This is a genomic window from Maricaulis sp. ABE4_448, assembly GCF_056160825.1.
In genome coordinates, this window is sequence record NZ_JBSWXX010000001.1 from 427,653 (window position 1) to 441,662 (window position 14,010).

Here is a 14,010-nt window from a genome sequence, read left to right on the forward strand (position 1 = left end):
GGCGTTCGAGACGCCAATCCGCGCTGAATCAGACCTACCGCGTGCTCCGGTGCCGCAGCGCGGTGGAGGAGTGCGGATGGTAGGGCTCGGTCAGATAGGTCCAGGCCGGCGCTGCACAGCCGGCCAGGTGCCGGGCCTGGTCCTCATTGAGCCGGTCGCGGGCATGGATCTGCGCCGCCGGCGACAGGCGGGCGCGAACCGCGTCGGTCGGGCGGGACACGACGGCGATCGGATAGCTGGCGAAAATCTCGCGCCAATGGCCCCAACGGTGGATGCTGGACAGGTTGTCGGCACCCATGATCCAGACGAAACGGACGCCTGGATGCCGGACCTTCAGTGCGCGCATCAGGTCGACGGTGCGATTGATCCCGAGCCGGGCCTCGATATCGCTGACCACCATGCGCGGTTCGTTGGCCAGCTCCGCGACGGCATCCATCCTTCGGGCGAGATCGCCGGCCTGGCGCTGCTTCAGCGGATTCTGCGGCGAGACCAGCCACCAGACGCGATGCAGGTCGAGACGGCGCATGGCGGTGCGCGCCACATGCAGGTGGCCGGCATGGGGCGGGTCGAACGTGCCGCCGAACAGGCCGATACGCATGCCCGGGGCCAGAAGTTCGGATTTCAGGGGCGCAGAGGTCATGGCGTCCCCCGCTCGAGCACCAGATCGTCGACATGAATAAGCGCGGCCGCCCGGCGATAACCCAGCCGGGTCTCGATCTCTTCGGTACGGCAACCGGCAATAAGCCGTGCGTCTGCCGCGCTGTAGGCGCACACGCCACGGCCGACCAACGCGCCCTGCGGGCCGAGGATGCGCACCGTCTCGCCACGCTCGAACCGTCCGGCAACAGCGGTGACGCCGACTGGCAATAATGACTTACCTGCCCGCAGCGCGGCCGCGGCACCGGCATCGACATGGATTTCGCCGGTCGGGCTTTCCGCGCCGGCGATCCAGCTTTCGCGGGCGCTCGATGCCGTCCGGGCCGGATGGAACCAGCTGCCATGCGCGGCGTCGCGCAGGCTGACCAGCGGATGCGGTGCCGTGCCCAGCGCGATGGCGGTGGCGCAACCCGAGCGGCCCGCCAGCTCGGCGGCAAGGATTTTCGTGCGCATGCCGCCTGTCCCCACAGCGGCCTGGGCATTCGCCTCGCCCGCCATCGCGCGGATGCGATCGTCGATCACGGGAATATCGTGCAGGCAGGCGGCTTCGGGGTGCTTGCGCGGATCGGCCTCGTACAGACCGTCGATATCGGACAGGAGGACCAGTAGGTCCGCGCCGATCAGCTGGGCGACACGGGCGGCCAGACGGTCATTATCGCCATAGCGGATCTCGTCGGTCGCGATCGTGTCATTCTCGTTGACCACCGGCACCGCGTTCAGTTCGACCAGCGTGTTCAGCGTCGCCCGGGCATTGAGCCAGGAGCGCCGGTTTTCGGTGACGTCCAGCGTCATCAGAGCCTGGGCAGCCGTCAGCCCGTGCGGCTCCAGTGCGGCGTCCCAGGCAGCCAGCAAGCGGGGTTGCCCGGCCGCGGCAGCGGCCTGTTTCTGCTCAAGCGACAGGACGGGCTGGGTGAGGCCGAGGCGTGACCGGCCCAGCGCGACAGCGCCGGACGACACGATCACCACGCGGCAGCCCTTGGCATGCAATCGAGCGAAGTCGTCTGCGATCGCGGTCAGGACGGCAGGCCCGCCCTGCAGCAATGAAGAGCCGACCTTGACGACCAGCGTGCCGACAGCGTCGAAAGCGGGCCGTGTCACGGCGTCCAGCCGTCCTCGCCGGCTTGGGCTTCGCGGGCGGCCTCGATGCGGCGGTCTTCCAGGACAACATCCCACGCCTTGCCGCAAATCTCCTTGATGCCCGTCCCGGCCACGCCGGAAATCCGCATCACCTTGCTGCCGCTGACCGCTTCGAGCGCGGCGACCTTCTCCGCGATATCGTCCTCGCTCATCGCGTCGATCTTGTTGAGCGCCAGGATTTCCGTCTTCGTGTCGAGCCCCGCACCATAGGCTTCCAGCTCGCCGCGCACCGTTGTGTAGGCCGCCGCGACATCCTCCTGGGTGCCGTCGACCAGATGGATCAGCGAGGCGCAGCGCTCGATATGGCCCAGGAAACGGTCGCCGATGCCGGCGCCTTCATGGGCGCCCTCGATCAGGCCGGGAATGTCGGCGACGATAAAGCGCGAGCCCGGACCCAGATCAACCACGCCCAGATGCGGATAGAGCGTGGTGAAGGGATAGGCCGCGATCTTGGGATGGGCGCGGGACACAACAGACAGGAAAGTCGACTTGCCGGCATTGGGCAGGCCGACCAGGCCGACATCGGCGATCAGCTTCAGCCGCAGCCAGACCCAGCGCTCCTCGCCGGGAAAGCCCGGCGTCGATTTGCGCGGCGCCTGGTTGGTCGAGGATTTGTAACGGCTATTGCCCTTGCCGCCATCGCCGCCGCGCGCCAGCAGAACGCGCTGTCCCACTTCTGTCATATCGGCGAGAATTTCGTCCTTGTCCTCGTCGAGGATCTGGGTGCCGGCCGGCACTTGCAGCACCACGTCCTCGCCGCCGGCGCCGGTGCGGTTCTTGCCCATGCCGTGCTGACCGGTATCGGCCTTGAAGTGCTGCTTGTAGCGGTAGTCGATCAGCGTGTTCAGACCGTCCACGGCCTCCACCCACACATCGCCGCCCTTGCCGCCATCGCCGCCATCGGGACCGCCATATTCCACATAGGCCTCGCGCCGGAAGGACACGCATCCCGCGCCCCCGTTTCCGGAGCGGACATAGACTTTGGCCTGGTCGAGGAATTTCATGATGAGGGCTTCTTGGCTGCAGCGTCAGTGTGAACCGGATGTCCATATAGGAAAACCCGGCGAAGATCAGTGGCCTTGTGCGGCAATTTTTGATGTCCGGACACGGCTTTTCTTGCACCTGTCTCCTGCACACGCTCAAATCGCAATGTCCGGACACGAAAGGCGGGCCGTATGCGCGCGATATCCCTGGCTCTGTCCGGCGCTGGTGTCACGGTCGGAGCATGACAATGCAGCCGAAAAAGCGGCCTCCGAAAAAGACGGCAATGCTCGAAGTGCGAGTGTCGCCCGAGGACAAGGCGGATTTTCTGTCGGCCTGTCAGGAGAGCGGTCAGTCGGCCAGCGCTGTTATCCGCAAGGCGATGCGCACCCATGCGCGCCGCATCCGGGAACGACCAGGGAGACTGAAAATGATGATGACCATGATGGTGATGCTGCCCTTTTTGGGCATGATCGGCCCGGCCCAGCCGGTGTCGCAGACAGGGCCCGTGACCACCGAGCCGCCGGTTTGCAACGGCGAGACCATCCGCCGGGCGCCGATCTGGCCGGTCGGGGCGGCGGGGGGCGATTTGGAGCTGCCGGAGGATGGGATCGAGTTCATGCTGCGTTTCGACAGAGCCGCGGATGGCAGGGCGACGAATATCCGGCCAGTGGCGCCGCAAGGGCATGATGCCTTCGTTACCGCGGCCGTCGCGGCGCTGCGGGAGTGGTGCTTTCCCGTTGGGGTGCCTCTGGCGGATCAGGAGGTCAGCTTTGAGTTCAGTGAGACGACGACCGTGACCGAATAGGCAGTCCCGCGCACCGAAAAGTGTGCCCGGACACGATTTTCCTGGGCCCGGGCACGCTTTTTCTGGTGGACTTCAAGACAGTCGGAATTCTTGGGGAACGCATGAGCCAGTCTGAACGGAAAGCCAAACGCAGGTCGAAGAAGACCGAAGCTCTGGAAATCCGCCTGTCTCCCGAGGAGAAGACGGCCTTTCTGGACGCCTGCGGGCGGGCCGGGCGGACGGCGAGTGCGGTTATTCGCGATGCGATGCGCGCCTACGCCCAGTTCGGTCCCATGGCGCGCCTGCCAGGGAGTCCTATCATGATTGCATCCGCCTTTATCGGCGCCTCTGCCGGCGCCTTTCTCCTCGTCCAGGCAACACAGCCTGCTGAGGGCAGCGAGGAGGCCCGTCTGTACGGATACCGGACCTTCTCCAGCTATGCCGGTTCCGGCCCGTATGACAGTGAGCTGACGCTGGACGAGTATCTGCAGCGATCCTATTCGGTCCGCGAAACTTTCGATCAGCTGACGATGTGGGAGGCCGATCCATCGCGGCTGGACCCGCGTGACCGGGAGACATTGCCGGGCCGCGCCGGGCGGATTTTCGGCCTGCTTTTCATTCCCTCAAACCTGGATCCGGACGCGTTCAGTACGCAGCCGGAGCGGGTCAGCGCGAGCTGTTGGGCGGCGATGGATGCGGTGCGCCGGGAGGCGCTGACGCGCGTGTTTTCCGGCTGGGACGCTGACGGCAACGGTGCCGTGACGGCGCGTGAATACAGCGACAGCGCGGTGGCCCGGTCGCAGCACGCTTTCGACAGCCTCGATGTGTCGGGTGACGGGATGCTGACAGTCGCCGATTTCGATCCCGCACAGATGCAGGCGGCGCACAGCCGGGACACGGAAGCGGGCGAAGCGCAGCCGCCGCGTCTGCGTCTCTCCGTAACGGCGTGTCAGGACGAGCGGGGCTGGGCGGCACGGGCCGCCCGCGATCCCGCGGCCTCCGTTCGCGCCGGGGAGGACCGCAACCCGCCCCCCTACAATTCGGCAGAGGGGACGATCCGGGCGTTCGACCTGGACGGGAGCGGTGCGGTCAGCTTCGCCGAATATCTCGCAGCATCCGGTCTGTAGCCGGCTTCGACCCGGGGGCGGGGCGGCTAGACTGCCGCCTCGCGCACCATGTTCAGACTGTTCGCCTTGCCCATGCGGGCCATGGCGAAAAGGTGCTCCGCCTTGCCTGTATAAGCAAAGCCCAGCTTTTCCAGCACGCGGCCCGAAGCCGGGTTGTCGTCATAATGGCCGGCAATGAGGCGGGATGCGCCCAGCGTCTGCGTGCCCAGCTCGACCAGGGCCTCGCCGATCTCGGTGGCGAATCCCTGACCCCACCAGGGTCGGCCGATCCAGTAGCCGATCTCCCAGTCGGCGTTCCGCGTGCGCCGGAACACGCCGCCGCCGCCGATGACGTCACCCTCATGCTCCACCGTGAGCGACTGATTGCCCTGCGGCGTCCAGGCTGCACGGGTGATCAGCACCCACATCTCGGCGCCCAGCGACGGGTAGGGATGGGGAATGCGGGCGGTGTTCTTGGCCACATCATACTCGCCGCAATAGCGGGATATGGCGGGGGCATCGTCCAGCTCGGGCAGTCTGAGCAGACATCTGGCCGTTTCGATCCGGGGTCCCATGGCCGGCGTCTCCGGGGGAAAAGAAAAAGGGGAGGCGGTGGCCCGTCTCCCCTTTTTGCGCGTCTGGCGCTTCCGGACCCCGCTTTACGCGGTCGGTCCGGCTATGTCCCGGACCGCCTTACTCGGCTGCGTCGGCAATCGGTTCAACCGATACGAAAGCCTTGCCGCCGGATTTCTTGGCGAACTTCACGCGGCCTTCGGTAAGGGCGAAAAGGGTGTGGTCCTTGCCCATGCCGACATTGGCACCCGGATTCACCTTGGTGCCGCGCTGGCGCACGATGATGTTGCCCGGAATGACCGTCTGGCCGCCGAACTTCTTGACGCCAAGGCGCCGGCCTTCTGAGTCGCGACCGTTACGGGACGAGCCGCCTGCCTTTTTGTGAGCCATGGAATAGCCCTCCTATAACGTTACGCGAGCGACTTTGCCGCTTCGATCCAGTTGTTAGCTTCAGCCTTGGCCTTCAGACCGGAGACGGTCTCGTTCAGGCTGTCCAGGTCGGCTTCGGTCCACGCCGCGATCTGGGCGAAGGACGTCACACCGGCTTCGTTGAGCTTCTTGGCGAAAGCCGGGCCGACACCGTCCAGCTGGGTCAGGTCGTCATTGCCGGCCTTGGCAGCCGCCTTCTTCGGAGCCGCCTTCGGCGCTTCGGTCTTGGCTTCAGCCTTCGGAGCCGCAGCTTTCTTGGCTTCGGTCTTCTTCGGCGCAGCTTTGGCTTTCGGAGCCGCTTCGGCCTTGTCGGCCGTCTTCGGCGCAGCCGTGGTCGACTTCAGCTTCGTCTTGGCGGTTTCGCCCGGTGCCACGATTTCCGCGATGCGCACGAGCGAGCCCCACTGACGGTGGCCCTTGGTGCGGCGGTAGTTCTGGCGGCGGCGCTTCTTGAAGACGAGAACCTTGCGGGCACGATTGGTGTCCAGCAGCTCGCCGATCACCTGGGCACCGTCGACGAGCGGCGCACCGACCGTGACACCCGAGTCCGAGCCGAGCATCAGCACATCGCCCAGCGCCATCGTGTCGCCGGCAGCGCCGTCGATCTTCTCGATGCGAATTTCGTCTCCGGCGGCGACGCGGTACTGCTTACCGCCGGTCTTGATCACTGCAAACATGATCTCTCGATCCTTTTCTGCGACACGTCCGGCCCTTGTCTGGCGGGTCCGGCGGGTCCTTTTTCTTCACTCCGTATGCCCGGAGCGTTGTTCACTGTTTATGGGCCCGCACAGACGGGTCCGTGCGAGCAGGAGCGGGCGTTATACGCATGCGCAGCCAAGAGTCAATGAAATGAGCAGTCACAGCATGCGCACCGCCGTACTGCGGGCCCGCAGTACGGCCCCTTGATTTTGTTCGACCACTCAGTCAAAACGCCGCTCCCTGTGCGGAGAGGTGCCGGAGTGGTCGCCCTCGCGCTGGCATTTGCCAGCGCTCTCCTCTTGATTTTGTTCGACCACTCAGTCACAACCCGCATCCCCGCGGAGAGGTGCCGGAGTGGTCGAACGGGGCGGTCTCGAAAACCGTTGTGCCTTTACGGGTACCGAGGGTTCGAATCCCTCCCTCTCCGCCAGCTTTCCCTGTTCTCACTTAATGATGAACGCCCTGGCGTTGGCTGCGGCCCGGCCGCGGTGCGCCGGTAACGGCTGTGCTTGTGGTTGTCAGCCTGGATGCTGGTCCGACCCCGGTTTCTTGCGGGTTTCGCAGGCTTCAGCGCGATGAGGCGTCAACGCCGCTGGTGCGCAATTTGGTATTCTCGAGAAACAAGGGGCGAGCCGCTCCCCGTATGCCCTTTCCAGTTATCGTATGAAATTTGAACCGGGTGTATATTTTCTTGTTGACAGTGTTCAGCGCGATTGCTCTCGTCGTTTGTATAAAGAACGGGAGGCAAGGAATGTCGTTCAGGGGAATCTTAAGGTCGGGAATCGCGCTGGGTGCGCTGGCAAGCGGGGGGGGCGCGCTCGCTCAGGACGCTGTGCCGTCCCAGGACGAGGATGTGATCGTCGTAACGGGTACCAACATCCAGGGCGCGCGGATCAATGAAGCGCTGCCGGTGACAATCATCGGCGAGGCGGATATTGCCGCGATCGGGGGCGTGGATGGTGAGGATTTGATCCGCGCCCTGCCGGCCCAGGGCAGTGTGCAGTTCCGTACGGACAACAACACCACCAATAATAATGCGCGCGGCGACGTCGCGTCGATCAACCTGCGCTCGATCGGTTCAAGCGGCACGCTGGTGCTGCTGAACGGCCGCCGCGTGGTCAATCACCCGTCCACCCAGGCGGAACTGTCGACCCCGGTCACAACAACGAATGTGAACGCGCTTCCGGTTGCCGGCATTTCGCGGGTTGAAGTGCTGAATGACGGCGCATCGGCCATCTACGGCACCGACGCAGTGGCGGGTGTGTTCAACACCATTCTCGATGACGACTATGAGGGGCTCTATGTCCGGGCGCGGCATCTGTTCGCGACCGGCAACGGTCTCGACGAGCAGACGCTGACCGTCAAGGCCGGCGACAACTTCAATGAGGGCCGGACCAATATCTCCATCTCGGCGGAATATTCGCGCCGTGACGGCCTGTTCGCGTCGGAGGTGCCTCTGGCGGCCAGCGAGGACACGCGGCCCTTCCTGGTGGGAACGAGCTTTGAGGGCGACGCCTCGTTCAACAACCGCGCGACGCAATCCCCGTGGGGCCAGTGGACGCTCAACACGACGTCCAGCAACCGGGTCCGTCAGAACGGTACGACTCTGACATCAACCGCGGGTGTATTCCACTTCCAGCCAACCAGCTTTGCCGGCTGCCGCGCCGATACCGCCGGGGCCCTGTCGGTTGCCGATCTCTGCATTGATGATGGCAGCCTTGATAGTGATCTGCGGTTTGACGGTGCCTATGAGCGCTCGATCATTTCAGACCGGGACCGTTTCAACGGCTTCGCCTTCGTCAATCACGATCTGGACAATGGTGTGCGCCTGTATGCCGAGTTCGGTTACTACTATGCTGAAACCCGGTCGACCAACGAACCGCGCAACGGTATCGCGGCGACGGAAATCTCCGTGCCGGCGAACTACTATTACAACCCGTTCGGCCCGGTCACTTTCTCGGACGGTTCGATCAACCCGAACCGCCTGCCGGGCCTGACGAACGTGCCCGTCGAAGGCCTGCCTGTCTTCACCGATGGCGGCCGCTATCGCTTTGTCGATGTCGGCTTCCGGGACATTGTCGTGGTCAACACGCAGTGGCGCGCCCTTGGCGGTGCCCGCGGCGAGTTTTCCAATGGCTGGGACTGGGACAGCGCGCTGCTCTATAACCGCGGCTATGCGGAAGACACGGCGAACAACTCGGTCTCGCGGACCCTGTTCCAGCAGGCGCTCTTCAACGAAACGCCCAATGTCTACAATATCTTCAATGGCGGCGATCCGAACAATCCGTCGATCGGCGACGCAACGGCCAACTCTCGCGACCTGATCGAACCCTTCCTGGTTGATGTGGTTCGCGAGAGCACGACCGAGCTCGCTCTGATCGACTTCAAGGTCTCCAATGGCGACGTTTTCTCGCTGCCGGGCGGTGCGATCGGCATCGCGGCCGGTGTCGAGGCACGCTACGAGGCCTATGACGAGAACCGGGATGATCGGCTCGACGGCACGATAACCTTCACCGACATGGTGACAGGCGAGGTCAGTGAAACCGACATCTACGGCACCAGCCCGACCCCGGACTCCAGCGGTTCGCGCGACGTGCTCGGCGCCTTCATGGAAGCGTCTATCCCGCTGGTCAGCCCGGACATGAACATCCCGCTGGTGGACACGTTCGACGTCCAGATCGCGGCGCGGATCGAGGACTATTCCGACTTCGGCAGCAGCGGCGTGAAGCCGCGTATCGCTGCCGCATGGCGGCCGTTCGAGGGTCTGATGTTCCGCGGCGCGTACTCGGAAGGCTTCCGGGCACCCAACCTGGTCGTCATCAATGAAGGCGTCGACCGGTCGAATGCCCGCGAAGACAGTTATTTCTGTGAAGCCGGTGTGCGCAACGGCACCTTTGCGACTTTCGCCGATTGCACGGGCTTCTCGGTCGGCCGTACGGAACGCCGCTCGGTGGCTGACGATATCGGTCCGGAAGACGACACCAATGTCACCTTCGGCCTGGTTCTGGAGCCGCGCGGTCTGAGCGGCCCGATGAGCTTCCTGAATGCGCTGACGGTCACCGTCGACCGCTGGGAAATCGAGCGTGAAGGCGTGGTCGGTGTGTTTGGCGCAGAAAACCACATCAGCCTGGACTACCTGCTCCGCTTGCAGGGCTCGTCCAATCCCAATGTCGTACGGGACGCGCCCGACCAGGATGACATCGACTACTTCACGGCGGCTGGCCTCGACCCGGTTGGCGAAATCCTCTTCATCCTGGACACCTACGACAACAATGAAGAGATCGAGGTCGCGGGTATGGACTACGCGCTCTACTACGATCTGGAAGACACCCGTTACGGTGACTTCAATCTGAAGATCAACGCGTCCTATCTCGACACTTACTTCATCGCCCTGTCGCCGGGTGCCCAGCAGATCCGGGATGCCGTCGACAGCGGTCTGATTGCCGACGAGATCACCGTTTCCCAGGAAGGCGACATCATCATGCAGGACGGCCAGCCGGAATGGCGGGTCGGTGCCAGCCTGAGCTGGTCGCATCCGAACGGTCTGGGGGCCGGTATCCGCGCTGATTATACCAGCGAGTTCATCGATACCGGGGCTGGTCTGAACCCGGATGGTGATCCGTTCATCGTGGAAGCCTGGACCCAGACCAACGCCTATGTGGAGTACGAGTTCGACCGCCAGGGGCCGCTCGACAATCTTCGCATCCGCGTCGGTGCCAACAATATCTTCGATGAAGACCCGCCGCTTGCCGACGAGACCAATGGCTATGATGCCGCCTATCACAGCATCCGTGGCCGTCAGGTCTATTTCGACATCCGCAAGGTCTTCTAGGGAAGGGGTTTATGGGGGGCGCTGTCCTGCGGCGGCGCCCCATGCCCCCTGTATTCTGTGCGGCCCGCCATGTTGCACACCTGGTTGATTACACCACGCTTTAGACACCATAAGCGGTACATAAGGACGACATAGAAGCGGCATTGAGCGCCGTTATTCCTATGTTGCGCCCCGGTGTCTGCGGCAGAGGACCAAGCCGGTTCCCCCGGCCAGGATCAGTGCAAGACCGGCCAGCCAGGGCCAGTAGAAGCTCAGCTGGCGGCGGATCGCATTGCGAAAAATCTGCCGGTGCACGCTGTAGCCCTCAGGCATGGGCAGGACGCCGGCAGCCTGCGCCCAGTCATTATACGATGCAATCATGCGGGCGAGGATAAGGGGCTCGCTATCCCCCATATCGGTGGTCTCGCCGGGATCGGCCTCGATATCGAATAATTGCCACTCGCCATTGCCCCAGGGCGCCAGATTGCGCACGAGTTTCCAGCGCCCCTGCACGAAGGCGGCATTGCCGGAGACCTCGAACCCGATACTGCGTTCGGTGAAACCCGCGTCCGGCGCTCCGGCGAGCAGGCCGGCCAGCGAGCGTCCGGCGAAGCGCGCCGGATCGGTGTCGAGCCCGGCGGCGTCGGCGAGGGTGGGGGCGATATCGGCGACACTGGTCGCGGCATCGACACGCCCGCCCTGTGCAATACCCGGTCCGGCCATCACCAGCGGCACGCGCAGCCCGCCTTCCGAGGCGTAGAATTTGAACAGGTTGAAGGGCGACGCGGCAGCGAAGGCCCATTCCGGCCCGATAAAGGCGGTCGTGCCCGGCTCGCCCAGCGTCTCCACATCCCAGCTGATACCGTTGCGGGCCATCCAAAGGCGGAAGCCCGGCTCGCCGACCGGATGGCTGGGTTCGGGGCCGTTGTCGGAGGTGATGACGATCAGCGTATTGTCCAGCGCGCCGGTTGCGTCGAGATGATCGATCAGCCGGCCCAGATGGGCGTCCATCGCCTCCAGCATGCCGGCATTCACGGCCATGGAGCGGGTGTAGAGGGTGCGTTGCTCGCCGGTCAGACTGTTCCAGGGGCGCAGCCTGCCGGGTGTTTCCGCCAGCGCCGTGTCCGGTGCGACGAGGCCGAGATCGATGGCGCGTTGCAACCGGTCCCCGCGCAGCGCGTCCCAGCCGCCGGCATAGGTGTCGATGTAAGCCTCGGTATAGGCCGGGGCGACCTGCAGCGGGATGTGGATGGCCTGGAAGGCGACATAGGCAAAGAAGGGCCTGCCATCGCGTTCCGGCGCTTCGAGATAGTCGATCATGCGGTCGACGATGAAGCGCGAGGAATAGAAGTCCTCGGGCAGCGTCGCCGGTTGCCCGTCCTCGAACCAGGGCGCGCCGCGATAATAGGGCATGTAGGACTTCTGTTCCCAGTTGTCGGCGCCGGAGGCGTCGAGTGCAAAGGAACGGTCGAAGCCCTGGGCGTCCGGCGTCTCTCCTGCGCCATGGCCCAGATGCCACTTGCCGGTCATCGCCGTGAAATAGCCGGCCTCCTGAAGGCTTTCCGCGATCGTGGCGACGGCCGGATCCAGCGACAGGCGATAGCCCGGCGCGCCGCGATGTTCCGGCGGGATCACTTCGGGAATGGTGCCGACGCCGGCCCGGTGTGCGTCCAGACCGGTCAGCAGCATGGCCCGCGAGGGCGCGCAAAGGGGTGTCGAGCGGTGGGCGGTGAACAGCATGCCGCGCCGGGCGAGGGCGTCGATGGCCGGTGTGCGGGCCTCCCCGCCATAGGCACCGAAATCCATGAAGGCCGCGTCGTCCACCACCACGACCAGCATATTGGGGCGCAGGGGTTCGCCGGCGCGAGGGACGTCTGCTGCAGCAGCGGCGCCTTGTCCTGCAACCAGGCCTGTGACCAGCGCAAGCAAGGCGCCAAGCCGGAGCCTCCGGGCCCCTGATTGCGGCGGCGTGACGAGCGGAGTATGCGCCAGACCCCGCGCCACCGGGTTCATCGTACCCCGCCCTCATCCTCGACCGGCGGAATGCGGTCCAGCGTGTCAAGGATGGCGCAGGCCGACATCTCCATCACACGGGCAGCCCCGGCCCGGGTCAGATTCAGATCGAAGCGCAGGCGGCGCCAATAGCCGAAGCCGGTGACGGCGGTCAGTGCATCGAAAAGCTCAGCGGACAGCACGCCGTCCGGATTGATGGCGATCTCCAGGCGCTCGCATTCCTTGGCGATCAGGAAATGGTAGTCGTCCTCGAAAGTCTCGTAGCGGTCGCGATAGTTTTCGGCGGCCAGGCGATAGGGCTCCATCTCGCCGAACATCATCACACGGTTGGCCACGAGGCGTTTCAGGCGCTCCATCCGGTCGGCGGTGTTGAGATCCAGTACGGCGCGCGGCAGGAATTCGGCGCGCACGGCCGCGGAGAGTTCCTGGTAGAGCGCTTCCATGTCCTCGAAACAGCGGAAAACGGTGCGTACGCTGACACTGGCGCGTTCGGCGACGGACTGGGCGCTGGGTTCATTCACCCCTTCGCGGACGAATTCCAGGAAGGCGCGCGTGATCTTCTCGCGGCTGGCATGGCGGCGGGCATGACGTCCGTCGGTGGAAGCCGGCCGGGTCATGCGGCCGCTCCGGCCGGGCGCAGCCAAAGACGGGCGGGCATTATCAGCGCGAAGAGAAGCAGACCTGGCGCGAGGGCGGTGGCGTGCGCCATGGCGCCGGCATCCAGCACCAGTCCGACCAGGCGTCCCACGATCACGAGGCCGGCCCAGGCAAGCGGAATGTCCAGACGCCGGCCATCGCCCACCAGCGCGGCGCGCAGGACGAGAAGCCCGATCAGGCCCAGCGAGGCGGCGACATCGCCGCGCATGAAGTTGAGGCCCAGCGCCTCAGGGCTTTCCAGCCCGACATGGGGCATCAGCCGCATCGGCACCAGCAGGGCCAGAAGGCCGAGAAAAACAAGACTGGCGCCGGCCAGGCCGGCCGTCGCACGAAGGATGGGTTGCAGCATGCCAGGCGTCTCCCGCTCGAACGCAAACAATTGACACGCACAATGCCACAATCTAGCGTCACGTCAAATCGCCTGCGAGAGCAGGGCGAAACTCCGGGGAGGGCCGCAATGATCGATCTCTACACAGCGCCGACGCCGAATGGCTGGAAAGTGTCGGTCATGCTCGAGGAGACGGGCCTGCCCTATGAGGTACACCCGGTCGATCTGATGAAGGGCCAGCAGAAGACCCCCGAATTCCTCGCCCTCAATCCGAACGGCCGCATCCCGGTCATCGTCGATCGCGAGGCCGATCTGACGATCTTCGAGTCCGGCGCCATCCTGATCTATCTGGCCGAAAAATCCGGCCGCTTCATGCCGCCGGACACGAAACAGCGCATGGCCGTGCTGCAATGGCTGATGTTCCAGATGGGCGGGCTGGGCCCGATGATGGGCCAGGCGAATGTCTTCTACCGTTACATGCCCGAGAAGATCGAAGCGGCCATCCAGCGCTATCAGGCCGAGACGGCGCGCCTGTTCGGTGTGCTCGACGGTCAGCTGGCGCAGAATGAATATCTGGCCGGGGATTATTCCATCGCCGATATCGCCAACTGGTGCTGGGCGCGCACGGCCTTCTGGTCCGGTGTCGACCGCGAGCCCTTTCCCCATCTCAATCGCTGGATCGCCCAGATCGAGGACCGGCCCGCCGCGCAGGCGGGTATCAAGGTGCCGGCCGATATTTCCGAACTGCTGGGCGGCAGCGAGGCGAAAAACAAGGCCGAGACCTTCGTGCGCGGTGCGCGCACCATCGTGACAACGGGCAAGGACGACTGAG

13 protein-coding genes and 1 tRNA gene are annotated in these 14,010 nt (G+C 64.7%); 5 read left to right on the forward strand and 9 right to left on the reverse strand.

From position 1 onward, the window contains the following. Window positions 1-34: 34 nt before the first annotated feature. Genes ACXAJV_RS02175 through obgE form a run of 3 tightly spaced genes read right to left on the reverse strand, consistent with a single transcriptional unit; the run spans window position 35 to window position 2,798 of the window. Entirely contained in the window at window positions 35-640 is a 606-nt protein-coding gene (locus ACXAJV_RS02175) for a nicotinate-nucleotide adenylyltransferase (protein WP_475081417.1), read from the reverse strand. Next, the gene (proB, locus tag ACXAJV_RS02180) at window positions 637-1,755 is read right to left on the reverse strand and encodes a glutamate 5-kinase (protein WP_475081419.1); all 1,119 of its coding nucleotides are present in this window, start codon (window positions 1,753-1,755) and stop codon (window positions 637-639) included. The genes ACXAJV_RS02175 and proB overlap by 4 nt, the downstream gene beginning before the upstream one ends. Next, window positions 1,752-2,798, reverse strand: a complete 1,047-nt coding sequence (gene obgE, locus ACXAJV_RS02185) for a GTPase ObgE (protein WP_475081422.1) — start codon at window positions 2,796-2,798, stop codon at window positions 1,752-1,754. The genes proB and obgE overlap by 4 nt, the downstream gene beginning before the upstream one ends. 227 nt (window positions 2,799-3,025) lie before the next feature. Here obgE and ACXAJV_RS02190 point away from each other — a divergent pair, with 227 nt between their 5' ends. After that, on the forward strand, window positions 3,026-3,583 hold the full coding sequence (locus tag ACXAJV_RS02190; protein ID WP_475081424.1) for an energy transducer TonB: 558 nt from the start codon (window positions 3,026-3,028) through the stop codon (window positions 3,581-3,583). Window positions 3,584-3,684: 101 nt separating this feature from the next. Next, a complete protein-coding gene (locus ACXAJV_RS02195; protein ID WP_475081427.1) occupies window positions 3,685-4,689 on the forward strand; it encodes an EF-hand domain-containing protein in 1,005 nt (334 codons plus the stop codon). Between the two features lie 26 nt (window positions 4,690-4,715). On the opposite strand, the gene ACXAJV_RS02200 is transcribed toward ACXAJV_RS02195, so the two are convergent. From ACXAJV_RS02200 to ACXAJV_RS02210, 3 genes are all read right to left on the reverse strand, one after another. After that, complete coding sequence (locus tag ACXAJV_RS02200; protein WP_475081429.1) at window positions 4,716-5,243, reverse strand: GNAT family N-acetyltransferase; 528 nt, start codon at window positions 5,241-5,243, stop codon at window positions 4,716-4,718. Window positions 5,244-5,361: 118 nt separating this feature from the next. Further along, window positions 5,362-5,631: a 50S ribosomal protein L27 gene (gene rpmA / locus ACXAJV_RS02205; RefSeq protein WP_138510969.1), complete on the reverse strand. Its 270-nt coding sequence runs from the start codon at window positions 5,629-5,631 to the stop codon at window positions 5,362-5,364. 20 nt (window positions 5,632-5,651) lie between these two features. Beyond that, window positions 5,652-6,347 carry a 50S ribosomal protein L21 gene (locus ACXAJV_RS02210; protein ID WP_475081431.1) on the reverse strand — a complete coding sequence of 232 codons (696 nt, stop codon included), beginning with the start codon at window positions 6,345-6,347 and terminating at the stop codon, window positions 5,652-5,654. 362 nt (window positions 6,348-6,709) lie between these two features. Here ACXAJV_RS02210 and ACXAJV_RS02215 point away from each other — a divergent pair. Beyond that, window positions 6,710-6,799: transfer RNA gene (locus ACXAJV_RS02215), tRNA-Ser, on the forward strand. Between the two features lie 321 nt (window positions 6,800-7,120). After that, window positions 7,121-10,201 (forward strand): TonB-dependent receptor domain-containing protein, encoded by a 3,081-nt coding sequence (locus tag ACXAJV_RS02220; protein WP_475081433.1) that lies wholly within the window; start codon window positions 7,121-7,123, stop codon window positions 10,199-10,201. A gap of 159 nt (window positions 10,202-10,360) precedes the next feature. Here ACXAJV_RS02220 and ACXAJV_RS02225 read toward each other — a convergent pair whose 3' ends face one another. The 3 genes from ACXAJV_RS02225 to ACXAJV_RS02235 form a co-directional block, all read right to left on the reverse strand. Continuing rightward, on the reverse strand, window positions 10,361-12,109 hold the full coding sequence (locus ACXAJV_RS02225) for an arylsulfatase (protein ID WP_475081434.1): 1,749 nt from the start codon (window positions 12,107-12,109) through the stop codon (window positions 10,361-10,363). Between the two features lie 80 nt (window positions 12,110-12,189). Next, window positions 12,190-12,810, reverse strand: coding sequence for a TetR/AcrR family transcriptional regulator (locus ACXAJV_RS02230; RefSeq protein WP_475081436.1), 621 nt, complete (start codon window positions 12,808-12,810; stop codon window positions 12,190-12,192). Further along, a complete protein-coding gene (locus ACXAJV_RS02235) occupies window positions 12,807-13,199 on the reverse strand; it encodes a hypothetical protein (protein WP_475081437.1) in 393 nt (130 codons plus the stop codon). Before ACXAJV_RS02235 ends, ACXAJV_RS02230 begins: the two co-directional genes overlap by 4 nt. 108 nt (window positions 13,200-13,307) lie before the next feature. Here ACXAJV_RS02235 and ACXAJV_RS02240 point away from each other — a divergent pair, with 108 nt between their 5' ends. Further along, the gene (locus tag ACXAJV_RS02240) at window positions 13,308-14,009 is read left to right on the forward strand and encodes a glutathione S-transferase family protein (RefSeq protein WP_475081438.1); all 702 of its coding nucleotides are present in this window, start codon (window positions 13,308-13,310) and stop codon (window positions 14,007-14,009) included. Window position 14,010 lies beyond the last annotated feature (1 nt).

Coding starts and splice junctions, on each gene's coding strand:
- rpmA (WP_138510969.1), bottom strand. CDS start 5,631: ATGGCTCACAAAAAGGCAGGCGGCTCGTCCCGTAACGGTCGCGACTCA.
- ACXAJV_RS02175 (WP_475081417.1), bottom strand. CDS start 640: ATGACCTCTGCGCCCCTGAAATCCGAACTTCTGGCCCCGGGCATGCGT.
- ACXAJV_RS02195 (WP_475081427.1), top strand. CDS start 3,685: ATGAGCCAGTCTGAACGGAAAGCCAAACGCAGGTCGAAGAAGACCGAA.
- ACXAJV_RS02235 (WP_475081437.1), bottom strand. CDS start 13,199: ATGCTGCAACCCATCCTTCGTGCGACGGCCGGCCTGGCCGGCGCCAGT.
- ACXAJV_RS02190 (WP_475081424.1), top strand. CDS start 3,026: ATGCAGCCGAAAAAGCGGCCTCCGAAAAAGACGGCAATGCTCGAAGTG.
- ACXAJV_RS02200 (WP_475081429.1), bottom strand. CDS start 5,243: ATGGGACCCCGGATCGAAACGGCCAGATGTCTGCTCAGACTGCCCGAG.
- ACXAJV_RS02240 (WP_475081438.1), top strand. CDS start 13,308: ATGATCGATCTCTACACAGCGCCGACGCCGAATGGCTGGAAAGTGTCG.
- ACXAJV_RS02230 (WP_475081436.1), bottom strand. CDS start 12,810: ATGACCCGGCCGGCTTCCACCGACGGACGTCATGCCCGCCGCCATGCC.
- obgE (WP_475081422.1), bottom strand. CDS start 2,798: ATGAAATTCCTCGACCAGGCCAAAGTCTATGTCCGCTCCGGAAACGGG.
- ACXAJV_RS02210 (WP_475081431.1), bottom strand. CDS start 6,347: ATGTTTGCAGTGATCAAGACCGGCGGTAAGCAGTACCGCGTCGCCGCC.
- ACXAJV_RS02220 (WP_475081433.1), top strand. CDS start 7,121: ATGTCGTTCAGGGGAATCTTAAGGTCGGGAATCGCGCTGGGTGCGCTG.